Origin of the sequence: Actinomadura sp. NPDC048021 (genome assembly GCF_040653135.1) — a bacterium.
Lineage (GTDB): Bacteria > Actinomycetota > Actinomycetes > Streptosporangiales > Streptosporangiaceae > Spirillospora > Spirillospora verrucosospora.
The window spans coordinates 51,150-75,762 of the sequence record NZ_JBEZJQ010000038.1; the positions used below are offsets into that span (position 1 = coordinate 51,150).

Sequence of the window (24,613 nt, forward strand, 5' to 3'; positions counted from 1 at the left end):
GCCTCAGGCGCGTTGGGGCGGGGGACCGGCCGCGTCAGCCGGCCTGGCGCTTGAGGACCTCCGCCGCACCGGCGACCTCGTCGAGGGAGCGGCTGCCGGGGCCGGTGTAGCGGGCGCTCGGCCGGACGAGGCGGCCGGTGCGCTTCTGCTCCAGGATGTGCGCCGCCCACCCGGCGGTGCGGCCGCAGGTGAACATCGCGGGCATCATCGAGGTCGGGACCTCGGCGAAGTCGAGGATGACCGCGGCCCAGAACTCCACGTTCGTCTCGATGGGGCGGTCCGGGCGGCGCTCGCGCAGCTCGGCCAGCGCCGCGTCCTCCAGGGCCTTGGCGGCCTCGAAGCGGGGCGCGTCCAGCTCCCTGGCCGTGCGGCGCAGCACGCGGGCGCGCGGGTCCTCGGCGCGGTACACGCGGTGCCCGAAGCCCATCAGCCGGTCGCCGGAGTCGAGGATGTCGGTGACGACCTTGCGGGCGTCGCCGAGCTGCTCGACCTTCTCGATCATCGGCAGGACGCGGGCGGGGGCGCCCCCGTGCAGCGGGCCCGACATGGCGCCGATCGCGCCGGACATGCTGGCCGCCACGTCCGCGCCGGTGGAGGCGATGACGCGGGCGGTGAAGGTGGAGGCGTTCATGCCGTGCTCGGCGGCGGAGACCCAGTACGCGTCGATGGCCCGGACGTGCTTGGGGTCGGGCTCACCGCGCCAGCGGACCATGAACCGCTCGGTGATGGTTCCGGACTCGTCGATCCGGCGCTGCGGGACCATCGGCTTGCCGACGCCGCGCGCGGACTGCGCCACGAACGACAGCGCCGTCACCGACACCCGGGCGAGGTCGGCGCGGGCCTCCTCGTCGGAGATGTCGAGCAGCGGCTTCATCCCGTACGCGGTGGCGAGGGTGGGGAGGGAGCTCTGCACGTCCACCCGCACGTCCCCTGAGGTGACGGGGAGCAGGTGGGGGTCGGCGGGGGCCAGGCCGGGGGTGAAGCTGTCGTCCACGAGGAGCCCCCAGGCGTCGCCGAAGGAGACACGCCCGACGAGTTCCTCGATGTCGACGCCCCGGTAGCGGAGGGCGCCGCCCTCCTTGTCCGGTTCCGCGATCTCCGTCTCGAAGGCGACGACTCCTTCGAGACCGGGTTTGAAGTCGGACATGTGTCGTCCTGCCTTTCGTCCCGTGTGATAAGGCGGTGCCGTGCCATTGAACCCTGCCCGCCTTACTGACCAGTACCCCGGGGTCCTGCAAGTTGCACAGGGCTCGGGGTGAGAGGCTCTGACGCTGTGGATTCCCCAACGCCGGACCCCGCACGGCTCCGCAGATCCTATGAGGTGGGCGAATTGTCCGAGTCGGCGCTCCCCGCCGACCCGCTCGCCCTGTTCGCCGTGTGGTTCGCCGAGGTGCACGCCGCCGGGCTGGCCGAGCCGAACGCGATGATCCTGGCCACCGCCTCCGGCGACGGGGTCCCGAGCGCCCGGACGGTCCTGCTCAAGGGCTACGGGCCGCAGGGCTTCCGGTTCTTCACGAACCTGACGTCCCACAAGGGCCGCGACCTCGCGGAGAACCCGCGCGCGGCGCTGGTGTTCCCCTGGCATCCCCTGTACCGGCAGGTGAGGGTCGCGGGGCCGGTGTCCGAGCTCTCGCGCGAGGAGGCGGCCGCCTACTTCCGGACCCGCCCGTACGGGTCCCGGATCGGCGCGTGGGCCAGCGAGGACCAGTCGGGCGTCATCCGGGACCGCGAGGTGCTGGAGCGCCGCTACGCCGAGGCGGCCGAGCGCTGGCCGGATCCGGCCGCGTCCCCCTTCGGCGGGGCGGAGGCGCCGGAGGGCGACGCGGCCGGCGCCGTCCCGCTGCCGGACTTCTGGGGCGGCTACCGCGTGGAGCCCGAGACGATCGAGTTCTGGCAGGGCCGCCGCGACCGGCTGCACGACCGGATCCGCTACCGGAGGGCGACCCCCGGGGACCCGGAGGGATGGGTGACGGAGAGACTGGCTCCGTGACACCCGAACAGCAGCCGCCCCCCGCCGACGGCGCCGACGCACGGGAGACCGGAAGGCACGGCCGGTCCGCCGAGCAGGACGACGCCGAGCCGGAGAAACCCCCGCCGCCCGTTGGAACGGTCCGCCGCAGGCGGCTGCGGGGGCTCGCGATCGACACCCGGCCGCTCCGGCACCCGGCCTACCGGCGGCTGTGGCTGGGCCAGGGCGTGTCGTTCGTCGGGTTCCAGGTCACCGCCGTCGCCGTCCCCGTCCAGGTCTACGACATGACCCGCTCCTCGGCCTGGGTGGGCGCCCTCGGCGTCGTCAACCTCGTCCCGCTGATCGTCTTCGGGCTCTGGGGCGGCGCGGTGGCCGACCACATGGACCGCCGCAGGCTGCTGTTCGCCTCGTCCTGCGTCATGTGGGCGGCCACGCTGCTGCTGCTGGTCCAGGCGCTGCTGGGGGTCGGCAGCCTCGCGTTGATCATGGTCGTGGTGGCGGTCCAGGCGGTCGGGTTCGCGGTGTCCTCGCCCACCCGCAGTGCGATCGTCCCCCGGCTGGTCGACCGGCCGCTCGTCCCGGCGGCCAACACCCTCAACTTCACCGCGAGCCAGTTCGGGATGCTGTCCGGGCCGCTGTTCGCCGGCGTCCTGCTGGCCCACTGGAACTATGCGGCGGCGTACGCGCTCGACGCCGTGCTGTTCACCGTCGTGCTGTACGCGGCGCTCAGGCTGCCGCCGATCCCGCCGCTCGGCGACGTCACCGGCACGCCCGGCCTGCGGTCGGTCTTTGCCGGGCTCCGCTACCTCGCGACGCAGCCGGTGCTCCTCATGTCGTTCGTGGTGGACGTCATCGCGATGTCGGTCGCCATGCCGCGCGCCCTGTTCCCCGAGGTGGCCGAGACCCGGTTCGGCGGCGAGGGCGCGGTCGGCTACCTGTTCGCCGCGATCGCGGTCGGGGCGTTCCTCGGCGGCCTGTCGTCCGGCTGGATAGGGCGCGTGCACCGGCAGGGGATCGCGCTCGTGGCGGCCATCGCCGTCTGGGGCCTCGCCGTCGCGGCCGCCGGGCTGGCCGGCCGCCTCTGGCTCGCGGTCGTCCTGCTCGCCGTCGGCGGCGCGGCCGACCTGGTGTCGTCGGTCTTCCGCCAGTCCATGCTCCAGACGTACGCGCCCGACCGGATGCGCGGACGGCTCCAGGGCGTCTTCACCGTCGTCGTCGCGGGCGGCCCCCGGCTCGGGGACGTGCGGGCGGGGGCGACCGCGAGCGTCGCGGGCGCGACCGCCTCCTGGGTCGGCGGCGGGCTGGCCTGCGCCGCGCTCGTCGTCGTCGCGGGGTTCGCCGTCCCCTCCCTGCTCCGCTACGACACCCGCACCGCCGAGGCCGTGCCGGCCGAGCCCGTGCGGGTCGAGGACTGAGCCGCCGTCAGCGCAGGGCCGAGGCGGCGATCCTCAGGTCGTCCAGGAGGCCCTGGTAGGCGTCCTCCCGGTCCTCGGCGCGCAGGACCGCCGACGGGTGGATCGTCGCGAGGAGCCGTGCGCCGTCCTCGGCGGACGGCTCGTCCCCGGACTCCCGCCCGGCGGCCGGAGTGCCGACCGCCTCCAGGTCGGGCAGCGGGAGCAGCCGCCCGCGCTGCCTGGTCACCCGGAACGACGAGCCGAGCAGCGCCTTGCCCGCCGTCGCCCCCAGCGCCACGACGACCTCCGGGTCCAGGAGCCGCAGCTCCGCGAGGAGCCAGGGGCGGCACGCCCGCATCTCGCCGGCGTTCGGCGTCTCGTGGATGCGCCGCTCGCCGCCCTCCTGCCGCTTGAACTTGAAGTGCTTGACGGCGTTGGTGACGTAGACGTCGCCGCGCTCGATCCCGGCCTCCTCCAGCGCCCGGTCGAGGACGCGCCCCGCGGGGCCGACGAAGGGATGGCCCTTGCGGTCCTCCTGGTCGCCGGGCTGCTCGCCGACGAGCAGCATCCGCCCGCCGGGGGAGCCTTCGCCGAAGACCGTGCGGGTGGCGTTCCGGTAGAGGTCGCAGCCCCGGCAGTCGGCCGCCGCGCGGCGCAGCGCGTCCAGGTCGGCCCGCTCCTCGGGTGTCCCGGGCAGGAACGGCTCCGCGTCGTGGGAAGGTTTCGCGTTCATCTCGCGTTTCCTGGTACCCGGCTTCAGGGGGATATTCGCAGGGCCCGGCGACGTGGGGCCCGAGCAAGTAGACTCTTGCCCATAAGACTGGAGGGAGCTGTGACCTCACACGGCCTGATCGATACCACGGAGATGTATCTCCGGACGGTCTTCGAGCTGGAGGAAGAGGGGATCATCCCTCTTCGCGCGCGCATCGCCGAGCGGCTCTCCCAGAGCGGCCCGACGGTGAGCCAGACGGTCGCGCGGATGGAGCGCGACGGGCTGCTGCGGGTCGAGGGCGATCGGCACCTCGAACTGACCGACAGCGGGCGGGGTCTCGCGACGCGCGTCATGCGCAAGCACCGCCTCGCCGAATGCCTCCTGGTCAACGTCATCGGACTGCCCTGGGAGGACGTCCACATCGAGGCGTGCCGATGGGAGCACGTGATGTCGGAGGACGTCGAGCGCCGCCTGGTCGCGCTGCTGGACAACCCGACCACCTGCCCGCACGGCAACCCGATCCCGGGCCTGGACGAGCTCGGCGGGCACGGCGACGACGCCGAGGAGCCGCCGCTCGCGGTGATGACCGCGGTGGCGAGCCCGCAGGGCGCGGGCGCGGTGATCCGCCGGATCAGCGAGCAGGTGCAGAGCGACAGCGACCTGATGCTTAGACTCAAGCAGATAGGGATACAACCGGGACGAGAGGTGATTCTCCGGGCGACCGACGACGGGGTACGGGTGATCGGTGACGACGAGGACGACAGTCCCGCGACGGAGCTGTCACGCGGCATCGCCGAGCACGTCTTCGTCAGCAGGCGCTGACACGGTCGGCGTGTGCACCCCCGCCTCGACGGTCTATACCGAAGATCTCCATAACATCGCGCCTTTCGGGCGTATCCCGGCGGCGGGTTCGTCGTTCAATACGACGAGGCAACCACGTAGGACGTCCGCGCCGCGACGCGCGGTGGTCATCGGGGCGAGGATCGGGACGGGTATCGGGATGGGGAGATGAGCCACTGGGGGGAAGCGCCTGACGAGGCGCACCTGCCGCCCGAGACCGTCCTCGCGCAGATGGAGATGGCGGTCATCGTCTGCGACCGGTTCAGCAACATCATCTACGGCAACGCGTTCGCCCGGCAGCTGTTCGGCTTCGGCGGCGACGCGATCATCGGCCACTCCATCCTGTCGCTCGGCATCGCCGAGGAGGACCACGAGCAGGCCACCGAGCTGGCCAAGCACGTCCTCAAGGGCGGGGTGTGGGAGGGCACCTTCTGCAACCTGCGCGCCGACGGCACCACCGTGTACACGCGGGCGCACGCCGTCCCGCTGCGCCACCCCTCCGGCGCCGTCGACGGAGTGGTGATCTTCGCGCGCGAGGCGCTGCGCTCCAACCAGCGCGAGCAGGACCGCTACGGCCTCCTGGAGCGGATCGGGGAGCGGCTCGCCGGGTCCCTGGAGCTGGAGAGCACCCTGCGCCGCGTCGCCGACACGCTCGTCCCGCAGTTCGCCGACCACTGCTTCATCGACCTCTACAGCGGAGACCGCCTCTACCGGCGGGTGTCGCGGCACGCGGGCGGCTGGGAGCCGCCGCCCGGCACCTGGGCGGAGGTCGGCGAGCCCGTCTCCTACCCGCCCGGCCACTTCAGCGCCAAGGCGATGGACCGCCGCGACGCCGTCCTCGTCGAGGACATGATCCAGCACCGGTTCACCGCGCCGAGCGAGTCGTCCCAGCGGCTCGGCCACGAGATGGGCATCACCTCGGTGATCTCCGCGCCGCTGCTGGTGCGCGGCGAGCTGCTCGGCGTGATGAGCCTGGCGCTGTCGAACCTGTCCAAGCGCCCCGACCCGCACTACGACGGCTTCGACCGCGACCTGCTCGGCGCGATCGCCAGCCGCGTCGCGCTCGCCGTCGACAACGCGCTGCTGTTCGAGGAGGAGCGCGAGACCGCGCTCGCCTTCCAGAAGCACCTGCTGCCCGGCGACCGGCCGCCCCCGCTGGACGGCCTGCAGATCGCCTGGCGGTACGAGCCGGCGCGGCCCCTGGAGTCGCACGGGCACGGCATCCAGACGCAGGTCGGCGGCGACTGGTACGACGTGATCCCGCTGTCGGCCGGACGGGTCGGCCTCGTCATCGGCGACGTCGAGGGGCGCGGGGCCCGCGCCGCCGCCGTCATGGGCCAGCTGCGCGCCGCGCTGCGCGCCTTCGCCCAGGACGACAAGCCGCCCGCCGACATCCTGCGCAAGCTCGACGAGTGGGTCCGCACGATGACGCGGCCCGAGCGGATGCGGTCCGGCTGGAACAGCGACGACCTCGTCCGCCCGCCGCTGGTGTCGTGCACCTACTTCGTCTACGACGCCTGGTCGCGGGTCCTGGAGTTCGCCAACGCCGGGCACGACCCGCCCCTGCTGATCGTCGACGGCGAGGTCGGCGAGCTCGACTTCGAGAGCGAGGGCGGCATGCTCGGCCTGCGCTCCCCCGGCATGGGCGGCGAGCTGCTGTTCAACGAGGAGTCGGCCGAGCTGAAGCCGGGCTCCACGCTCGTCCTCTACACCGACGGCCTGATCGACCGCCGCTCCAAGGACGACGGCGACTACCACACGCGCGAGGAGGCGCGGGAGATGGTCCGCGCCGCCGTCGCCGGGGTCGCCCGCGGCGGGGTCGAGGCGATCGCCAACGCCGCCTACGACGCGGTGCCCGGCGACATCGACGACGACGTCGCGATCGTGGTGATCCGCACCGCCGCCGAGGAGCTGGCGGTGGAGGAGCGCACCTTCGCCGCCGAGCCCATCATGGTGTCGGAGGCGCGCCGGATGGCCTCCGACGCGTTCGCGAACTGGGGCATGCTCGACGAGCAGGCCGAGCTGGCGTGCCTGCTGGTGTCGGAGGTCGTCACGAACGTCGTCCTGCACGCCACCGCCACGCCGTCACCGCGCCGCGAGATGGTCGTGCCGGTCCCGGCGGGGCCGCCGGGGCGCGGCGGGGAGCCGCTGGGCGCGCCGCCGGCCGTGCAGTTCAACACCGACTTCGGCTCCCTGGACGCCGACCCCTTCGAGGGCGGCGCGTTCGACGAGGACGACTGGAACCTCGGCGCCGACCTCGGCCGCCGCGAGCCCCCGACCAAGGAGTTCCGGCTCCGGCTGCGGCGCGGCGCGGACGCCATCTGGGTCGAGGTGTTCGACTCCGACATGCGGCTGCCGCGCATCCGCAGCGCGGGCGAGACCGACGAGGGGGGCCGCGGCCTCTACCTCGTCGACCAGCTCGCCAGCCGGTGGGGCGCCCGCCCGACGTCCGACGGCAAGGCCGTCTGGTTCGAGCTGCCGCTGAACCCGGGGTGAGCCGGTGCGCGCCTGGGTGGTGGAGACACCGTCCCCGATAGAGGCGGGGCCCCTGCGGCGCGCCGACCGCGAGACGCCCTCGCCCGGCCCGGGCGAACTGCTGGTCCGCGTGCTGGCCTGCGGCGTCTGCCGGACCGACCTGCACGTCGCGGAGGGCGACCTGCCCGTCCACCTGCCGGGCGTGACGCCGGGCCACGAGATCGTCGGCCGGGTCGAGGCCGCGGGCCCCGGGTGCCTGCACGGGCCCGGCGACCGCGTCGGCGTCGCGTGGCTGCGCGGGACGTGCGGCGCGTGCCGGTTCTGCCGCCGGGGCGCCGAGAACCTGTGCCCTTCCTCGGTCTACACCGGCTGGGACGCGCACGGCGGCTACGCCGAGTACGCGCTCGCCGTCGACGCCTACACCTACGCGCTGCCCGCCGAGCTGGACGACGCCCGCGCCGCCCCGCTGCTGTGCGCCGGGATCATCGGCTACCGGGCGCTGCGCCGCGCGGCCCTGCCGCCGGGCGGGCGCCTCGGCATCTGGGGGTTCGGCGGCTCGGCGCACCTGGCCGCGCAGGTCGCGCTCGCCGAGGGCGCCGACGTGCACGTGTTCACCCGCAGCCCGGCCGCCCGCGAGCTGGCCCGCGAGCTCGGCGCGTCCTGGGCCGGCGACTCCTTCGACGCGGCCCCCGCCCCGCTGGACTCGGCGATCGTGTTCGCGCCCGCGGGCGAGCTGGTGCCCGCCGCGCTGGAACGCCTCGACCGCGGCGGGACGTGCGCCGTCGCGGGGATCCACCTGAGCGACGTCCCGTCCCTGGACTACCAGCGGCACCTGTTCCAGGAGCGCGAGGTCCGGTCGGTGACGGCGAACACGCGCGCCGACGGCGAGGAGTTCCTGACGCTGGCCGCGCGCCTGGACGTCGCCGTCACGACGCACGCCTACCCCCTGGACGACGCGGACCGCGCCCTCGCCGACCTCGCCGCGGACCGCTTCACCGGGGCGGCCGTGCTGATCGCGTGACCCTCGGCGCCGGGCGCCGGCGGGCCCCGCGGATGCCGCGCGTGCCGGACGGGTCCCCGGCGCGCCCCTGAGCTCGGCGTCTCTCCGCGACCCGTGCCCCTCACCGGCTCCGGACGGTAGCGGGAGGACTCTATTGACAGTGCGTCTCCTATGCCGTTGGATCGCTCCATACTCGCGAGTAGCCAGCTCGGGCCGGCGCCTCGGGAGGCCCCCCGCCGCGTTTCCACCCCCAGCGAGAGGACCCCCGTGTCGTCAATGTTCAAGCGCCTGGCCGTGCTGCCCCTCTCGGCGGGCCTCGCGGCCGCCGCCCTGGCCGCCGCGCCCGCGGCGACCGCGGAGACCGCCCCGAAGCCCGGCGCCCGGGCGACCGCGGACGCGCCGCCCGCGACGCTGGACCTTTCGGACTGCCCCGACGTCCTGCCGGTCGGCGCGGACCCCGCGAACTGGTACTGCAACGTGCTGGTGACCAGCGGGGGCAGGATGAAGATCGGCAACATCGACCAGCAGATCACCGCGCCGATGCGGATCACGCTGCTGGCCGGCTACGACCCGAAGACCGGCGCCGAGATCTCCAAGTTCGTGAAGATGCGGAGCACGGCGATGAGCGTGGCCGGCGGCGCCCTCGGCGTCCCCGGGACCGAGGGGATCCCGCTGTTCTCCCTGAAGGTGAAGCCCCAGTACGCCGGGAAGATCGACCTCGACATCCCCAACCGCAGGACCCGGCTGGCCCTGAAGCTGAAGCTCGTCAACCAGCTGCTGGGCGACACGTGCTACGTCGGCTCGAACGCGGCGCCGGTCTCCCTCGACCTGGACCTGAAGGAGATCACGGGGGCCTCCGGGCCGGACGGCACGTTCTGGGTCAAGATCAACTCGACCGACGACACGTTCGCCGTGCCGAAGACCAGCGGGTGCGGGTTCGCCGCGCCGATCGCGGACCTGCGCGGCGGCCTCCCGTCCGCGTCCGGCGCGAACCACGCGCAGCTCACCTCGTACTTCGGGGGCAAGGGGTACTCCGAGATGTACCCGGCGATGGGCATCCGCAGGAATTGACGTCCGCACGCTGACGACGGGCCCGTGCCGAGCTCCCCGGCGCGGGCCTTCGCGCTGCTCGGCCCGGCGCGCGGCCGGTGGGCGCGGCCGGAGGCCGCGGAAATCCGCGGCGCTAGATGGGTTCCGCGGCGACGTGCGCCCAGGACTGGGTGAACCAGAGTTCGCCGCCGATGACGCGCGGCTTGGCGCCGGTGCGCGGACCGCCGTCCACCTCGTCGAGCATGGCCGCGCGGATGCGGTCGGCCGCCGCGCCGTCGCGGGCCCCGGCGAGCCACGGCTCGACGGGGCGCTCCACGGTGAACACGTCCAGCCGGCGGATGCTGCCGCCCACCGAGGTGATCATCTCGGTGAGCCGGGCGATGGACGGGGTGCCGGGGTGGTCGGGGTCGCGCAGGCGCTCGATCCGGTCGCGCTCGGGCCCGGCGAGGTTGCCGCGGACGAGGTCGGCGACGACCACCCGCCCGCCCGGCCGGCAGACCCGCAGCAGCTCCCGCAGCACGTCGCCCGGATCGCCGAGGTTGTAGAGCGAGAACCGGGCGGTGACCAGGGAGAACATGGCGTCCCGGTACGGCAGTGCGGTGGCGTCCGCCTTGACCGGGATGCGCGGGGCGGAACGCGCGGCACCCGGCCGCGGGTCCTCGCGCGTCATGGCGGCCGGAGGTCTCGGACGGCCGCCGCCGCCACGGCCGTCGGGGGAGCCGTCCGGGCCGCGGGCCTCGCCGGTGATGCGGACCGGCCCCGTGCCGAACTCCACCGTCTCCATCCGGCCCGGCCTGGCCCGCGCGGACGCCGCCGCCACCGGCGTCGCGTCCACCGCGGTCACGTGGCGGACGTGCGGGCCGAGCGCGGCGGGCATCGGCCCGCGCCCGCGCGCGACGTCCAGGCACACGTCGCCGGCCTGAGGTTCGACGAACTCCAGCAGGCGCCTGAGATGCGGGGCGATCGTGCCCCCGGTCTCCTGGACGGCGGGCGCCGGATGCGGCACGGGTGCTCTCCCTCGGCTCGGCCGGCTTCGCCGTACGGGGTCCCGTTCGCGTCCACCGTGCGGGCGCGTGCCGGGGGGACCCCGCCCGGACGGGCGGGACGCGTCGGCGCCGGCGGACAGCGAACGGGCGTGAAGCCGGTTTCGCCACTTATGACTCCCCGAAGGGCCGGGAGGTTCGGGGTCGGCGCCGAGAATTCACCCGCCGGCCGGTTCGCCGGTCAGTTCCGCAGGTGCTCGCCGTACAGCGCCAGGACGACGATGACGAACACGATGATCACCGCGGCCCGGGTCGGCAGGTTCAGCCGGAGCCGCCCGGCGGCCCAGCGCACGCAGAACGCCGCGAGCAGCGACGCGACGATGAGAGTGAGGATGCCTTCCATGGCCACCTTCGTCCGGGGAGAGCCGCCTCCCAGAACCATAGACGTGTAAGGCGGGGGTTACCCGCCGGTCGGGGGGCGGAGGCGGGCCGATACCCTCAGCCTCGTGGCAGATGCGAAGGAAGAAGACGGCCGGGACAGAGTGGACGAATTGGCGACCAGCCTGGCGCGCGGCCGGGTCGCCCTCGGACTCGCGGCGCTCGCCGCGCCGAGGCTGACCGTGAAGCTGATGGGCCTCGGCGGCGCCGCCGACCCGGGCCGCGACTACGTCGCGCGCATGTTCGCCGCCCGGGAGATCGCGCTCGGCGCGGGCTACCTGCTCAGCGGCGACGACTCCGGGCGCCGGCTGTGGGCCCGGATCGGCCTCGCCGTCGACTCGATCGACGTGGTGAGCGGCCTGAAGACCCGCAGGGGCATGCCGCTGTGGGTGACCGCGGGCGCGGTGGCGGTCGCCGGAGGGGCCGCCTCGATCGGCGCCGCGAAGGTCGCCCGCGACCTGGTGCGCTGACCCGTCCCCTCGGGCCGCCCGCCCGTGGCGGGTGATCCCGTCCGGCTCGTGGGTAGGCATCTCCCCGCACGTACCCGGCATCTGGGCGGCGGCAGGGGGACGACGGCATGACGGCGGCGGCGACATGACGGCGACGGCGACGGCGCGGGACGAGCGGGCCATGCCGAAGGGCAGGGACCTCTACGTGGTCCTCGGCGCCCTCATGCTCGCCATGCTGCTGGCGGCGCTGGACCAGACGATCGTGTCCACCGCGCTGCCGACGATCGTCAGCGACCTCGGCGGGCTCAACCACCTGTCGTGGGTCGTCACGGCGTACCTGCTGTCCTCCACGGCGTCCACGCCGCTGTGGGGCAAGCTCGGCGACCAGTACGGCCGCAAGCGGCTGTTCCAGGCGTCGATCGTCATCTTCCTGATCGGGTCGGCGCTGTGCGGGCTGTCGCGGGACATGTCGCAGCTGATCGTGTTCCGCGCCCTCCAGGGCCTCGGCGGCGGCGGGCTGATGGTGCTCGCCGTCGCCATCGTCGGGGACGTGGTGCCGCCCCGCGAGCGCGGCCGCTACCAGGGCCTGTTCGGCGCGGTGTTCGGCGTGGCCAGCGTCTGCGGGCCGCTGCTCGGCGGCTGGTTCGTCGACAACCTGACGTGGCGCTGGGTGTTCTACATCAACCTGCCCATCGGGGTGGTGGCGCTGGCGGTGATCGCCGCCGTGCTGCACGCGAAGGGCGAGCGGGAGCGCCACCGCATCGACTACCTCGGCACGCTGCTGATCGTCGGCTGGGCCGTCGGGCTGGTCCTGATGGCGACCTGGGGCGGGACGCGCTATCCCTGGACGTCCGCGCCGATCATCGGCCTGGGCGTCGGCTCGGTGGCGCTGATCGGGGTGTGGCTGCTGGTCGAGCGGCGCGCCGCCGAGCCGGTCATGCCGCCCTCGCTGCTGCGCCACCCGGTGTTCGCCCTCGGCGCCGCGATCAGCTTCGCGGTCGGCTTCGCGATGTTCGGCGCGCTGACGTTCCTGCCGATCTTCCTGCAGGTGGTGCACGGGGTCTCGCCCACGCTGTCGGGCGTCTACCTGCTGCCGATGATGCTCGGCATGCTGCTCAGCTCGATCGGCTCCGGCCAGCTGATCACCCGGTTCGGCCGCTACAAGATCTATCCGATGGTCGGCACGCCGATCATCGCGCTGGCGCTCTACCTGTGCTCGGCGCTGGACGAGAACTCCACCACGCTGAGCATGAGCCTGCGGTTCGCGCTGCTCGGCTTCGGGCTGGGCCTGGTCATGCAGGTGCTCGTCATCGCCGTCCAGAACGCGGTGTCGTACGAGGACCTCGGCTCCGCGACGTCCGGCGTCACCTTCTTCCGGCAGATCGGCGGGTCGTTCGGCGTCGCGGTGTTCGGCTCGATCTTCAGCAACCAGCTCGCCGGCCACGTGGCGGACCTGGCGCGGATCCTGCCGCCGGGGTTCGACCCCGCGGCCGTCCAGGGCAATCCGGGGCTGCTCGACCGGTACCCGGTCGCGGTCAAGAACGCCGTCCTGCACGCCTACGCGGAGTCGATCGACTCGGTGTTCTTCTGGGCGGTCCCGGTGGCTGCGGCCGCGTTCGTGCTGACCTGGTTCCTGCGCGAGGTCCCGCTGCGCGCGACGTCGCAGACGCCCGACTACGGGGAGGGCTTCGGCGCGGCGCCGACCGTCCGGTCGTCCAGGCACGAGATGGAGCGCGCCCTGAGCGAGCTCATGCGCAGGGACGCCCGGGCCTTCGAGCTGTACGACAGGCTGGCGGCGCTCTCGGGCGTGTCCCTGCCCGCGGGCAGCGTGTGGGCGCTGTGCCGGATCGCCAAGGACGAGTCCGTCACCGGCCGGGACCTCGCCGACCGCGCGGGCGTCCGGGTCGAGCAGGGCCGCCCGTACGTCGACCGGCTCGTGGACGCGGGCTACGTCCTGCGGCGCGAGGGCGCCCTCACCGTCACGCCGTCCGGGCGGGACGCCGCCGAGCGGCTGTTCGCCGTCCGGCGCGAGGGGCTCGCCCGCCATCTGGACGGCTGGGCTCCCGAGGAGCATCCTGAGCTGGCGGACGTCCTGTCGCGACTGGCGGAGGCGTCCCTCGGCGACGAGGCGGACGGCGAGGTCCTCAGGCCCCGCACGCGGCCCGCCGGGCAGGGGACGTAGGTCCCCCGAGACCCACCTCACAGCGCGCCGCGCCGGGAGGATGTAATCTCATACTGACTAACCGAATCACACTCGGTTTCGGGACGGAACCCCAGATCTTTGGAGGCGTAGTGGCCGAGGCGTACATCGTCGGCGCGGTCCGTACCCCCGTCGGTACCAAGAAGGGCGCGCTCAAGGACGTCCACCCCGCCGACCTCGGGGCGCACGTGCTCAAGGAGCTCGTCAACCGCACCGGGGTCGACCCCTCCGGGGTCGAAGACGTGATCATGGGCTGCGTCATGCAGGTCGGCCCGCAGTCCCTGGACATCGCGCGCACCGCGTGGCTGTCGGCCGGGCTGCCCGAGAGCGTGCCCGGCGTGACCATCGACCGGCAGTGCGGGTCGTCCCAGCAGGCGATCCACTTCGCCGCCCAGGGCGTGCTTTCGGGCACCCAGGACCTCGTCGTCGCCTCCGGCGTCGAGCAGATGGCGATGGTCCCGATGGGCTCCTCCGTCGCCATGGCGCTGGAGAAGGGCATGCCCTTCCCGTTCGGCGAGGGCTGGGCCGAGCGCTACGGCATGCAGGAGATCTCCCAGTTCCGCGGCGCCGAGCTGATGGCCGAGAAGTGGGGCTTCACCCGCGAGGACCTGGAGAGGTTCGCGCTGGAGAGCCACCAGCGCGCCGCCAAGGCCATCGAGGCCGGCTACTTCGACCGCGAGATCGCCCCCATCGCCGGGCTGACCAAGGACGAGGGCGCCCGCGCCGACACCACGCTGGAGAAGATGGCGGGCCTGAAGACCCTGCGCGAGGGCGGCCGGATCACCGCCGCCGTCGCCTCGCAGATCTCCGTCGGCGCCTCGGCGGTGCTGATCGCCTCCGAGGAGGCCGTCAAGCGGTACAACCTCACCCCGCGCGCCCGGATCCACACCCTCGCGGTGTGCGGCTCCGACCCGGTCTACATGCTGACCGGCCCGATCCCCGCCACCGAAAAGGCCCTGGACCGCGCCGGGCTGAAGATCGACGACATCGACGTCTTCGAGGTCAACGAGGCGTTCGCCCCGGTCCCGATGGCGTGGGCGCACGACACCGGCGCCTCGCTGGACAGGACCAACCCCAACGGCGGCGCCATCGCCCTCGGGCACCCGCTCGGCGCGACCGGCGGCGTCCTGATGACCAAGCTGCTGCACGAGCTGGAGCGCACCGGCGGACGCTACGGCCTGCAGACGATGTGCGAGGGCGGCGGCCAGGCCAACGCCACCATCATCGAGCGCATCTGAGCCCGTCGAGGTACCGCCCCCCGGAGCCCGCTCCGGGGGGCGGTACCGTCCGGAGGTGGCCGGGGACATGTACGAGACCATCCTGTATTCGGCGGACGAGCGGATCGCGCGGATCACGCTGAACCGCCCCGACGCCCGCAACGCGCTCAGCGACCAGATGATCGGCGAGCTCCTCGACGCGTTCGAGCGGGCCAAGACCGACACCGGCGTCCGGGTGATCGTCCTGACCGGCGCCGGGGACCGGGCGTTCTGCGCGGGCGCCGACCTCGGCGGCCTCGGCCAGGCGCAGGCGGACGGCCGGCCGGTCGCCGACGCCGCCGCCGTCCGGGACAGCGCCCCCTTCCGCCTCTTCACCGCGTTCCCCCGGCTCGGCAAGCCGATCATCGCCCGGCTGGCCGGGCACGCCGTCGCGGGCGGCCTCGGCCTCGCCGCCGCCTGCGACCTGGTCATCGCGGCCGACGACGTCGCACTCGCCACCCCCGAGGTCAACGTCGGCCTCTGGCCGATGATGATCATGGCGATCATCAACCGGAACGTCGCGCCGAAGCACGCCTTCAAGCTCTACTACACCGGCGCCCGCGTCACCGCCGCCGAGGGCCGCGACATCGGCCTGGTCACCGAGGTCGTCCCGCGCGCCGAGCTGGACGCCCGTGTGGACGAGCTGGCCCGCCTGATCGCGTCCAAGAGCCCCGTCGGCCTGCGCCGCGGCCGCGACGCGTTCTTCGCCATCGAGGGCCGCCCCCTGGAGGACCAGGTCGCCCACCTGCTGTCCGAGCTGGTCGGGCTGACCGCCACCGAGGACGCCAAGGAGGGCATCACCGCCTTCCTGGAGAACCGCCCCCCGGACTTCCAGGGCCGCTGAGCCGCCTAGCGCGGCGCGAGCTCGGCCAGGGCGAGGTGGAACAGGACCTTCAGGTCGCGGGTGCGGCGGGGGAACGGCTCCTCCAGCTTGGCGGAGACCTCCTCGTCCCACGCGGCCGCGGCGAGCGTCAGGTCGCGGACGGCGCCGTCGTCACCGGAGATCAGGGCGAGCGCGAGGTCGAGGGCGGGGCTGGGGCCGTCCAACCGTCCCCGGAACTCGTGGAACTCGGGCCGCGGCGCCGCGCCGGGACGGACCGCCGCCAGGACGATCAGCCACGCGCGCACCGCCGCGGGCGCGTCCGGCCAGAGGGCCAGCAGGTCGGGAAGGCGGTCGAGGACGGCCCGGCAGGTGGCGGCCTCGTCCGAGTCGGGCTCGCCGGCGGCCGGGACGGGGTCGATCGTGGCGATGTAGGCCAGGTGGATCAGCAGGTGGAGCCGGTAGGCGGGGAACAGCTGCGGCGCGCGGACGAGCTGGACGAGGAACCTGATGGTCTCCGGAGTGCAGTCGTAGCACGTGTCCTGGTGGACGACCGTGCTGAAGTACTCCTCGACGGCGTCCTCCCAGCCCTCGTCGTTGGCGGCGAGGCCGAGCAGGATGTCCGGGACTTCGCCGGCCGGTCCGTAGGCGCCGGTGAGAGACGACCAGTCGACGTCGTCCAGCCCCTGCAGGACGATCGGCTCGCCCGAGGGGGCGCCGGACGGCTCCTCCTCGGCAAGGCCGTGGACGATGGCCGGCGCGGGCGTGCGGGAGGGCTCGCGGGAGAGGGCGCCCACCCGGAGTTCGCGCACGTCGCCGGCGGTCCGGTCGCAGACGCGCTCTCCCCCGGGGAAGATGTGGCGGGCGGTCTCGGTCAGGGCCATCGTGCTTGAGAGCCGGCCGCCGAGCCCCTCGGCCAGCACCGCGACGGCGCGGTGCTCGGCGGCCCTCCACCAGCGCTCGTCGTCGTCCGGGTAGGGGCCCTCGTCGAGGCTGTCGATCCGCCATCCGGAGCCGGTCGTGGGGTCGGGGGCGACGCGCACGAGCGCGTGGCCGCGTCCGGTGAGCGCCCGGGCCCCCTCGCGGGCGGCCTCCTCGTCCGGGACGAAGAGGGTGTAGGTCGAGGCGTGCCGTGGAACTGTGATCACCGGGTCAGCGTAGAGGTCGCTCTCCGGGCGTCTCGGGTGTGAGACTGCGCGGTGTGGAGATCGAGAAGGCCGTCCGGCGGATGGGGCTGGCGGACACCTACGAGGACCGCCACTGGGACAGGGCCGTCAAAGTGACCGACAACGCCGTCCAGAAGGCGGAGCCGGAGTGGCTCGAACGGCTGCTGGCCGCGCTGCTGGAGGTGGAGAAGCCGACCTACCCGATGCGGTACGGGTTCGAGGCCGCGCTGGAGCGGTTGGCGAGCGCGCCCGGGGACGCGCAGCGCACCGCGCGCGTCCGTGCCCTCGCGGTCGAGGGGCGGGCCTGGGGCGGCGACCTTCGCTACAGCCTGCCGGAGGTCGCGGAATGGCTGGCCTGCGCCCAGCCTCCCGAGCATCTCCTCGCGGTGTTCGACGGCGCCGAGGCGTCGGACGAACTGGCGGCCTGCCTCCTCCAGGAGACGGCCCTGCGCCACGACGCGACGTCCGCCGGCGGTTTCGCCGCGAGGCTGCGGGCCGCCGGGCATCCGCTGGCGGACCTGCCGCTTCGGCCGGTCGGGGCCGAGCGGCATCTCGGGCTGCCCCGGTATCCCGGCCGGGCGGAGCCCTGGCGGCCGCCCGGTGAGGGGGCGCCGGACGCGCCGGGCCCTTCCGGTCTCGACGTCGATGCGGCGGCGGTCGACTGGCCCGGGGCTCGGCAGGCGTTGAGCGCCTACCGCAACTGGCCGTCGGGGGCCGACGCCCTGGAGGCCGGACTGTTCCGGCTGGACCGCGCGCTGGCTCCCTCCGACTTCGGCGCCTCGCTGCTCCGGCTCCTCCCGGCGGCCAGCACCGGCGCCACTGTGGCCGGGGTACGGCGGGTCGTCACCGTCGACGTCCTGCGGACGCTCTTCAGCGGAGCCGCTTCCGGTGGCGCGTACGGGCCCCGCATGCACGGCGCTTATGCGCGCAAGGCCGCATGGGAGTCGCTGGCGGCGCTGGCGGGCGTCCAGGAGACCGGCCTGGCGGCGATCGAGCGGGCCGCCGACCGGTGCACCTGGCTCTTCTACGGCTCGGACTGGCATCTCCAGGTCGTCCCGCCGCTGGACGCGGGCATCGCCGTCCTGCGCCCGGACGGCCGGACGGTGGCCGTGCTGGCCGTCACCGACTCCGACTGATCTTGCGAGCGGCCAGGAAGGCGTCGATCTCGGCCTGCTGGGCGGTGTCGAAGGCCGCCTTGGGGAGGAAGGCGGCGGGCTGGCCGTTCACGTACAGCAGCCAGAACTCCGGGGTGGGGAACACGTGGGAGAACAGGGTCCACCGCATCTCCGTGGTGGACTCCTCCGTCCGGCACTCGTAGCCGCTGTCGGTCACCCGCACCGTCGTCGGGACGCAGAGGAACGCGAGCATCTTCCGCGCGCGTCTGCGGAGCCACCACGTCCCCGCCAGGGGACTGAGGACCGCCGCCACCAGCGCGCCGATGCCCATTCCCGGGTCGCCCGAGGCGAACCTGTAGGCCGCGCCCCCGATCAGGGCGATGACGAGAACCGCGTACAGGATCGTGAGCTGCCTCTTGAAACCCTGGGTGAAAGCCCGGGTCACCTCGTCCTTGGTGGGCTGATATTTGACCGAGATGTCCACAACGCCGCCTTTGCTTAACGTGTGGATCATCCTTTCCGGGCTCGCTCACCGGCGCAACCGCAGGTCAGCGGGAGGCGGCCCGCGCCTCCGAGGGGGTCAGGCCGAAGCGGGCGCGGAAGCGGCGGGCGAAGTGCGCCTGGCTGGAGAAGCCCCAGCGGTAGGCCACGTCCGCGATCGTCGTGCGGGCGGCGGCCGGGGAGGCGAGCTCGTCGCGGGCCCGCTGGAGCCGGCGCTCCAGGATGTGCCTGGCCGGGGTGGTGCCGGCCGTCTCGAAGATCCGGCCGAGATGCCGCACCGACACCCCGAGCACACTCGCGACCTCCCCGGGGGTGAGGCCGGGATCGTGCAGGTGCCGCTCGACGTAGTCCTCGGCGACGATCAGCTGCGTCTGGTAGGCGGCGGGCGCGGACCGCCCGCCCGACCGCTCCGTGGCGATCATCCGCAGCAGGTCGAGGACGTTCCCCCGCGACCGCGCCTCCGGGTTCTCCAGGACGGCCCGCAGCGCCACCACCAGTGCGCCCTCCCGGGCCGTCCCGAGCCGGAAGTTGGCCTGCCGGGCCAGCAGCCCCCGCTCCGAGTAGGAGGTGCACGACAGCCCGACCAGCGCCCTGCGGTTGTAGTCCTCCCAGAACCCGATGCGGTCGCGCGGGGCGACCTCCACGGTGCTGGCCTCGGAGATCATCGGTGCTGGTGCCGGCATGATCCGCTCCTCCCGCCGCGGGGCGCGTCCCCGCGACGGAGCCTATGACGTGATCCGCGTCATACGGCCAGGTGGCCTCCGTCCACAGGAAGGACCGCCTCCTTGGACCGCAGGATGTCGGACCACGTGTTGTCCTTCACGTTGATCCACAGCGGCCGCGACCCGACCGTCTCGGTGAACGGGACGTAGTACCGGTCGTCGTCGGTGGCGACCTTCGGCAGGTACACCTCCGGCAGCGCGTCCGGCTTCTGCGAGTTCTCGATCGGCCTGAGGTTCTTCCAGAACTCCGAACCAGGGGTCTCCGGCATGGGAACGGCTCCTCTCGCGGTGCGTTCCCGCGAGTGAACCCCCGGGCGGGCTCCCGGTCTTTCCTGTGACGGCCGCCGCGCTTTGCGCGTACCGGACATCACCCGCCCCTGACCTGCCCAGACAAGATCCTCCCTCAACGTGCAACCGTAAGGTTGCGCATCTGACCTCCCATGTGCAACCCTGAGGTTGCAAGAATGACGAACATGGGAGCGGCCGGATGAGCGAGAACCGAATTGAACGCGAAACCCTGATCGCGGCATCCTTGGAGAGGGTCTGGTCATTGGTGGCCGACCCCGGGTTCTGGGTGGCCGACGTTCCGGGCCCGCCCGGCGGGGCGGCGGAGGGCGAGTCGATGGTGGTGAGGAACGCCGCGCACGGCGACTTCCCCGTGCGCGTGGAGAAGGTCGATCCGCCCACCTATGTCGCCTACCGATGGGTCAGCGCCTTCCCCGGGGAGGAACTGCGCGACGACAACAGCACCCTCGTGGAGTTCACGCTGACCCCCGAGGGCGGCAAGACGCGGCTGCGCGTCGTCGAGAGCGGGTTCGCGGAGCTCGCCGGATCCGAGGACCTGCGCCGCAGGGCCGTGGAAGACAACACGGGCGGCTGGCCGCAGGTGCTGGACGCCTTCAAGACCCGCGTCGAAGCCGCGTGACCGACAGTCCTGACGGCGGCGCCGCGCCGGTCGACGGCGTCCTCAACGCGCTGGCCGATCCGACGCGGCGCCGCCTGCTCGACCTCCTCGCCGAACACGGCGAGGCCACCGCCACGACCCTCGCCGAACGGCTCCCGGTCTCCCGGCAGGCGGTGGTCAAGCACCTGGGCGTCCTGGACGCGGCCGAGCTGGTCTCCAGCAGCCGGGTCGGACGCGAGGTGCGGTACGCGGTACGGCCCGCGGCCCTGAACGCGACGGCGCGGTGGATGGCCTCGCTGGCGGCCGACTGGGACCGCCGCCTGGCGAACATCAAGCGCATCGCCGAAGCGGCGGAGCACGACGCCCGCTAGCCCCGCCCGTCCCCCCGCCGAGCCGGCGGCCGCTCACGGCCGCCTCACGCCGGACGACGCCCTGATCGTCCGGCGCCCCCGGAACCCCTGCGGAAAGGGCGCTTCGCCATGCCCACGGAAACCACCCCGCCCACGGAAACCACCCCGCCCACAGCGGCGGCCCCGCCCGGGGCGGCGGGCGGACCCCCACGCATCGACCGCAGGCAACGGCTGATCCTGCTCGTCCTGCTCGGCGCCGGGTTCACGCTGTCCGTCGACTTCTCCATTCTGAACGTCGCCCTCCCGATGGTCGGCGAGGGCGTCGGGCTCGGCGTGGACGGCCTGCCCTGGATCGCCGCCGCGTACGCGCTCCCCGCCGCGGGCTTCACGCTGGTGTTCGGCCGGCTGGCGGACCTGCTCGGCCGCCGCAGGCTGTTCCTCGCCGGGATGGCGCTGCTGACCGCGGCCTCCCTGCTCGGCGGCTTCGCGGCCGGCCCCGGGACGCTCCTGACCGCCCGGGCCCTCCAGGGGTTCGCCACCGCGATGGCGACCCCCGCGGCGCTGTCACTGATCACCAGCACGTTCGCCGAGGGCCCGCTGCGCGAGCGCGTCCTCGGCCTCAACGGCGCCCTGCTCTCCGCGGGCTTCACCGTCGGCGCCCTGGTCGGCGGCGCCCTCGTCAGCCTGCTGAGCTGGCGGGCGGCCTTCTTCATCAACGTCCCGGTCGCCGTGGCCGTGCTGCTGGCCACCCCCGCCCTGATCGGCGAGAGCAGCCGCCCCGCCCGGCTCCGGCTCGACCTGCCCGGCGCGGTGACCGTGACGGGCGGCCTGCTGGCCGCCATCTACGCGGTCATCGAGCAGAACGCCGCCGCCGCCGTCGCCGGCGTGGTGCTGCTGGCCGCCTTCTGGGTGATCGAACTGCGCTCTCCCGCGCCGCTCGCCCCGGTGCGCATCCTCCGCCGCCCCACGGTGAAGTGGGGCAACGCCGCGGGCCTGGTGGTCTTCGCCATGGAGCCCGCCATGATCTTCCTGACGACGCTCTACCTGCAGAACGTCCTCGGCCTCTCGCCGCTGGCGACCGGACTGGTCTTCGGCGTCCCCGGCCTGGCGTCCGTCGGCGCCGGCGTGCTCGCCGGACGGGCCATCGGGCGCTTCGGCGGCCGGACCGTCCTGACCTGCGGCCTGGCCGTGCAGGGCCTGGCGACCCTGCCGCTGGTGCTCCTCGGCACCGACAGGACGGCGCTCCTGATCCTGGTCCCAGCGCTGTTCATCGGCTTCTTCGGGCACGTGACGTCCATCGTGGCGTACACCGTGACCGGCACCTCCGGGCTTCCGAACGAGGAGCAGGGCCTGGCGACCGGGCTGACGCTGATGACCCAGCAGGTGGCCATCACCGTCGGCATCCCGATCCTCGCCTCGATCGCCGCGACGCGCGGCGCGGAGCTGACCGGCATCCGCCTCGCGCTCAGCGTGGACGTGGCCGTGACGCTCGCCGGCGCGGGCCTCGTCTGGTTCGGCCTGCGCCCCCGCCCCGCGGAAGGGGCCGGCGGGTAAAGGTGGGCTTTGCCCGCCTCGGGGAAGGGGGCGGGGGTGGAGGAGTGGTTCACGCGGGAGATCGCGGACGCCGGGCGGCTCCGGTTGTTCTGCTTCATCGTGGCCTTCATCGCGGCGTTCCTGTTCATCCGGTTCAGCGTGCGGATGATCCGGCGGCAGGTGCGGTGGTGGCCCGGGAACGTGACGCCCGGCGGACGGCACATCCACCACGTCGTGTTCGGGCTCGTGCTCATGTGCGTCGGCGGCGTGGGCGGACTGGCCCTCACGGACGACTCGTCCGGGTGGGCGGCCGCCGCCGCGGCGGTGTTCGGGGCGGGCACCGCACTCGTCCTCGACGAGTTCGCCCTGGTCCTGCACCTCCAGGACGTCTACTGGAGCGAGCAGGGCCGGCTGTCGGTCGAGGTCGTCTTCATCATGATCGCGCTCTGCGGGCTGATGCTGCTGGGCCTGCGGCCCCTCGGCGTGGACGACGCCGCCGGGGACGGGGTGTGGGGCGTCGCGGGCGTCCTGCTGTTCAACCTGTGCGTCGCGGTGATCGCCCTCCTCAAGGGCAAGGTCTGGACGGGCGTCATCGGCCTGTTCATCGGGCTCGTCGCGATCGTCGGCGCGATCCGGCTGGCCCGGCCGGACTCGCCGTGGGCCCGGCGCCGCTACGCGGAGGGGTCCCGCAAGGAGCGGCGGGCGCGGACGAGGGAGCGCCGGTACCGCCTCCCCGTCCAGCGCCTCGGGGACCGGCTGAGCGATCTGATCGCCGGACGTCCGTCCATCAAGTCGTAGGGAGCGGCGGGCGCCGGGTTGACGCGGCCCGGCGGACGCGGACGGTCACCGTTGCGGGATCGACCCGCAAACCGACAAACAAGAACAGGAGAGACACGCGATGATGCCCGACCAAGACAGGTTGAACATCACCGGCCCGTCGCCGGTGGACGTGCTCACCAGGAAGTTCAAGGACGCGATCGCCGCCGCCTTCGGGCAGGAGCACTGGAGGACGGACCCCGTCATCCGGCGGGGCAAGCAGGCCGATCTGCAGGCCAACGTCGCCCTGATGCTGGCCAAGAACCTGAACCTCGACTCCCGGGTCGTGGCGCAGGAGATCGTGGACCGTCTCGACGTCGGTGACGTCGTGTCCGAGGTCCGGATCAGCGGGCCCGGCTTCATCAACCTGACGCTGAGCGACGAGTGGATCACGGCACAGCTCCGGCGGATCTCGGCCGACGAGCGCCTGCGGGTGCTGTCGGCCCTGAGGCCGGAGCGGATCGTGGTGGAGTACTCCTCGCCCAACGTCGCGAAGGTGATGCACGTCGGCCACCTGCGGACGACGATCGTGGGCGACGCCGTCGCCCGCATCCTGGAGTTCCTGGGGCACGAGGTGATCCGGGACAACCACATCGGTGACTGGGGCACGCCGTTCGGCATGCTCATCGAGCACCTCCTCGACTTCGAGGGGGGCACCGATGCCGGGCTCGACGCGTTCGTGAGCGACACGGGCGCCTTCTACAAGGCGGCCAACGCGAAGTTCGTGTCGGACGAGGAGTTCGCCGGACGGTCGCGGCGGCGGCTCGTCGCCCTCCAGCGGGGCGACGACGAGACGCTGCGGTACTGGCAGCTCCTCGTGGACGTCTCCTTGCGTTCCTACAACGCGTTGTACGAGCGGCTCGGCGTCAGGCTGACCGCCGACGACGCCAAGGGGGAGAGCTTCTACAACGGGCTCCTCCCCGAGATCGTCGACGAGCTGGAGCAGCGCCGCCTCGCGGTGCCCAGCGAGGGCGCCCTGTGCGTCTTCCTGCCGGACTTCAAGGGCAGGGACGGCGAGGACAAGGCGGTCATCGTCCGCAAGAGCGATGGCGGGTACAACTACACCACCACCGATCTCGCCACGATCGTCTACCGGGTCGCCGTCCTGCGCGCCGACCGGGTGGTCTACGTGGTGGGCGATGAGCAGACGGAGCACTTCGAGCTGCTGTTCGCCGTCGCGGAGAAGGCGGACTTCCTGCTCAGGGGGACCGTGCTCGAACACGCCAAGATCGGCATGGTGACCGACCCCGCGACCGGCGGCAAGCTGAAGAGCCGGTCCGGCGACGCGGTCCCGCTGTCCGCACTGCTGGACGGTGCGTACGAGCGGGCCGCGGCGAAGTTCGACGAGAGCGGTCGCGGCGAGCGGCTCGACGCCGCGACCCGTGCCGCGGTCATCCGCGACGTCGCCTTGGGCGCGGTGAAGTTCGCCGACCTGCTGGTGGCGCGGAGCAGCAAGTATCCGTTCGACCTCGAACGGATGATCGCGTTCACCGGCAGGTCCGCCGGCTTCGTGCAGTACGCCGGCGTCCGGATGAAGTCCGTCCTGCGCAAGGCCGGGCTGACGCCGGAGTCGGCCACGGGCCCGATCGTGATCGGGACCGAGGAGGAGCGGAACCTGGCGCTGCACCTGCTGGACTTCGGCATCACGCTGGAGGAGGCGGGCGCGGCGGCGGCGCCGCACCTGGTGGCGGAGTACCTTTACGGCCTCGCCACCCGCTACACGGCCTTCTACGAGGCCTGCCCGGTGCTCAAGGAGGGCGTCGACGAGGAGACCAGGGCGTCCCGGCTGGCCCTGTGCGCGGTCACGCTGCGCACGCTGGTCACCGGCCTGGAGCTCCTCGGCGTTCCCTCACCCGACCGGATGTGAGGGACGCGTTCTGATCATTGAGCGCGTCCGCCCGGCGCCCCGGCGCCGGGCGG

General features: G+C 73.3%; 24 protein-coding genes. 16 read left to right on the forward strand and 8 right to left on the reverse strand.

The window, feature by feature from the left end; genetic code table 11:
- Nucleotides 1–34 precede the first annotated feature (34 nt).
- On the reverse strand, nucleotides 35–1,147 hold the full coding sequence (locus tag AB0C87_RS39530; RefSeq protein ID WP_345173201.1) for a citrate synthase 2: 1,113 nt from the start codon (nucleotides 1,145–1,147) through the stop codon (nucleotides 35–37).
- Between the two features lie 183 nt (nucleotides 1,148–1,330).
- On the opposite strand from AB0C87_RS39530, the gene pdxH reads away from it, so the two are divergent.
- Together pdxH and AB0C87_RS39540 are read left to right on the forward strand one after the other, a co-directional pair.
- Nucleotides 1,331–1,990 (forward strand): pyridoxamine 5'-phosphate oxidase, encoded by a 660-nt coding sequence (gene pdxH / locus AB0C87_RS39535; protein WP_345173203.1) that lies wholly within the window; start codon nucleotides 1,331–1,333, stop codon nucleotides 1,988–1,990.
- On the forward strand, nucleotides 1,987–3,384 hold the full coding sequence (locus AB0C87_RS39540; RefSeq protein ID WP_360581746.1) for an MFS transporter: 1,398 nt from the start codon (nucleotides 1,987–1,989) through the stop codon (nucleotides 3,382–3,384). The genes pdxH and AB0C87_RS39540 overlap by 4 nt, the downstream gene beginning before the upstream one ends.
- 7 nt (nucleotides 3,385–3,391) lie before the next feature.
- Here AB0C87_RS39540 and AB0C87_RS39545 read toward each other — a convergent pair whose 3' ends face one another.
- Entirely contained in the window at nucleotides 3,392–4,096 is a 705-nt protein-coding gene (locus tag AB0C87_RS39545; protein WP_345173206.1) for a UdgX family uracil-DNA binding protein, read from the reverse strand.
- Between the two features lie 99 nt (nucleotides 4,097–4,195).
- On the opposite strand from AB0C87_RS39545, the gene AB0C87_RS39550 reads away from it, so the two are divergent.
- The 4 genes from AB0C87_RS39550 (at nucleotide 4,196) to AB0C87_RS39565 (ending at nucleotide 9,461) form a co-directional block, all read left to right on the forward strand.
- Complete coding sequence (locus tag AB0C87_RS39550) at nucleotides 4,196–4,897, forward strand: iron dependent repressor, metal binding and dimerization domain protein (protein WP_353832471.1); 702 nt, start codon at nucleotides 4,196–4,198, stop codon at nucleotides 4,895–4,897.
- A 186-nt stretch (nucleotides 4,898–5,083) separates the two neighbouring features.
- The gene (locus AB0C87_RS39555; protein ID WP_353832472.1) at nucleotides 5,084–7,411 is read left to right on the forward strand and encodes a SpoIIE family protein phosphatase; all 2,328 of its coding nucleotides are present in this window, start codon (nucleotides 5,084–5,086) and stop codon (nucleotides 7,409–7,411) included.
- 4 nt (nucleotides 7,412–7,415) lie between these two features.
- Nucleotides 7,416–8,411 carry a zinc-dependent alcohol dehydrogenase family protein gene (locus AB0C87_RS39560; protein WP_345173211.1) on the forward strand — a complete coding sequence of 332 codons (996 nt, stop codon included), beginning with the start codon at nucleotides 7,416–7,418 and terminating at the stop codon, nucleotides 8,409–8,411.
- Between the two features lie 246 nt (nucleotides 8,412–8,657).
- Entirely contained in the window at nucleotides 8,658–9,461 is an 804-nt protein-coding gene (locus tag AB0C87_RS39565; protein WP_360581747.1) for a hypothetical protein, read from the forward strand.
- A 112-nt stretch (nucleotides 9,462–9,573) separates the two neighbouring features.
- On the opposite strand, the gene AB0C87_RS39570 is transcribed toward AB0C87_RS39565, so the two are convergent.
- Nucleotides 9,574–10,446: a methyltransferase domain-containing protein gene (locus AB0C87_RS39570; protein WP_360581748.1), complete on the reverse strand. Its 873-nt coding sequence runs from the start codon at nucleotides 10,444–10,446 to the stop codon at nucleotides 9,574–9,576.
- A gap of 218 nt (nucleotides 10,447–10,664) precedes the next feature.
- Nucleotides 10,665–10,826 carry a hypothetical protein gene (locus AB0C87_RS39575; protein WP_345173215.1) on the reverse strand — a complete coding sequence of 54 codons (162 nt, stop codon included), beginning with the start codon at nucleotides 10,824–10,826 and terminating at the stop codon, nucleotides 10,665–10,667.
- Nucleotides 10,827–10,929: 103 nt separating this feature from the next.
- Between AB0C87_RS39575 and AB0C87_RS39580 the strand changes: the two genes are divergently transcribed.
- From AB0C87_RS39580 to AB0C87_RS39595, 4 genes are all read left to right on the forward strand, one after another.
- The gene (locus AB0C87_RS39580; RefSeq protein ID WP_360581749.1) at nucleotides 10,930–11,331 is read left to right on the forward strand and encodes a hypothetical protein; all 402 of its coding nucleotides are present in this window, start codon (nucleotides 10,930–10,932) and stop codon (nucleotides 11,329–11,331) included.
- Nucleotides 11,332–11,455: 124 nt separating this feature from the next.
- Nucleotides 11,456–13,492 carry an MFS transporter gene (locus AB0C87_RS39585; RefSeq protein WP_360581750.1) on the forward strand — a complete coding sequence of 679 codons (2,037 nt, stop codon included), beginning with the start codon at nucleotides 11,456–11,458 and terminating at the stop codon, nucleotides 13,490–13,492.
- Nucleotides 13,493–13,602: 110 nt separating this feature from the next.
- Nucleotides 13,603–14,748, forward strand: a complete 1,146-nt coding sequence (locus AB0C87_RS39590) for an acetyl-CoA C-acetyltransferase (protein WP_345173220.1) — start codon at nucleotides 13,603–13,605, stop codon at nucleotides 14,746–14,748.
- Between the two features lie 55 nt (nucleotides 14,749–14,803).
- The gene (locus AB0C87_RS39595) at nucleotides 14,804–15,610 is read left to right on the forward strand and encodes an enoyl-CoA hydratase-related protein (protein ID WP_360581751.1); all 807 of its coding nucleotides are present in this window, start codon (nucleotides 14,804–14,806) and stop codon (nucleotides 15,608–15,610) included.
- Nucleotides 15,611–15,615: 5 nt separating this feature from the next.
- On the opposite strand, the gene AB0C87_RS39600 is transcribed toward AB0C87_RS39595, so the two are convergent.
- Nucleotides 15,616–16,734: a hypothetical protein gene (locus AB0C87_RS39600; protein WP_345173223.1), complete on the reverse strand. Its 1,119-nt coding sequence runs from the start codon at nucleotides 16,732–16,734 to the stop codon at nucleotides 15,616–15,618.
- Nucleotides 16,735–16,787: 53 nt separating this feature from the next.
- Between AB0C87_RS39600 and AB0C87_RS39605 the strand changes: the two genes are divergently transcribed.
- Complete coding sequence (locus tag AB0C87_RS39605) at nucleotides 16,788–17,888, forward strand: DUF6183 family protein (protein WP_353832475.1); 1,101 nt, start codon at nucleotides 16,788–16,790, stop codon at nucleotides 17,886–17,888.
- On the opposite strand, the gene AB0C87_RS39610 is transcribed toward AB0C87_RS39605, so the two are convergent.
- The 3 genes from AB0C87_RS39610 to AB0C87_RS39620 form a co-directional block, all read right to left on the reverse strand.
- Nucleotides 17,872–18,351, reverse strand: a complete 480-nt coding sequence (locus AB0C87_RS39610) for a YcxB family protein (RefSeq protein WP_345173226.1) — start codon at nucleotides 18,349–18,351, stop codon at nucleotides 17,872–17,874. The genes AB0C87_RS39605 and AB0C87_RS39610 overlap by 17 nt on opposite strands.
- Before the next feature lie 64 nt (nucleotides 18,352–18,415).
- Complete coding sequence (locus AB0C87_RS39615; RefSeq protein WP_360581752.1) at nucleotides 18,416–19,051, reverse strand: helix-turn-helix domain-containing protein; 636 nt, start codon at nucleotides 19,049–19,051, stop codon at nucleotides 18,416–18,418.
- A gap of 59 nt (nucleotides 19,052–19,110) precedes the next feature.
- A complete protein-coding gene (locus AB0C87_RS39620; RefSeq protein ID WP_345173229.1) occupies nucleotides 19,111–19,359 on the reverse strand; it encodes a hypothetical protein in 249 nt (82 codons plus the stop codon).
- 218 nt (nucleotides 19,360–19,577) lie between these two features.
- Here AB0C87_RS39620 and AB0C87_RS39625 point away from each other — a divergent pair, with 218 nt between their 5' ends.
- The 5 genes from AB0C87_RS39625 to argS all read left to right on the forward strand — a co-directional run bounded on the left by AB0C87_RS39625 (nucleotide 19,578) and on the right by argS (nucleotide 24,560).
- Nucleotides 19,578–20,015, forward strand: a complete 438-nt coding sequence (locus AB0C87_RS39625) for an SRPBCC domain-containing protein (RefSeq protein WP_345173231.1) — start codon at nucleotides 19,578–19,580, stop codon at nucleotides 20,013–20,015.
- Nucleotides 20,012–20,365 (forward strand): metalloregulator ArsR/SmtB family transcription factor, encoded by a 354-nt coding sequence (locus AB0C87_RS39630; protein ID WP_353832478.1) that lies wholly within the window; start codon nucleotides 20,012–20,014, stop codon nucleotides 20,363–20,365. The genes AB0C87_RS39625 and AB0C87_RS39630 overlap by 4 nt, the downstream gene beginning before the upstream one ends.
- A 108-nt stretch (nucleotides 20,366–20,473) precedes the next feature.
- On the forward strand, nucleotides 20,474–21,898 hold the full coding sequence (locus AB0C87_RS39635; protein ID WP_345173233.1) for an MFS transporter: 1,425 nt from the start codon (nucleotides 20,474–20,476) through the stop codon (nucleotides 21,896–21,898).
- Between the two features lie 36 nt (nucleotides 21,899–21,934).
- A complete protein-coding gene (locus AB0C87_RS39640; protein ID WP_345173235.1) occupies nucleotides 21,935–22,675 on the forward strand; it encodes a hypothetical protein in 741 nt (246 codons plus the stop codon).
- Between the two features lie 100 nt (nucleotides 22,676–22,775).
- A complete protein-coding gene (gene argS, locus AB0C87_RS39645; protein WP_360581753.1) occupies nucleotides 22,776–24,560 on the forward strand; it encodes an arginine--tRNA ligase in 1,785 nt (594 codons plus the stop codon).
- The last annotated feature ends 53 nt before the right edge of the window (nucleotides 24,561–24,613 follow it).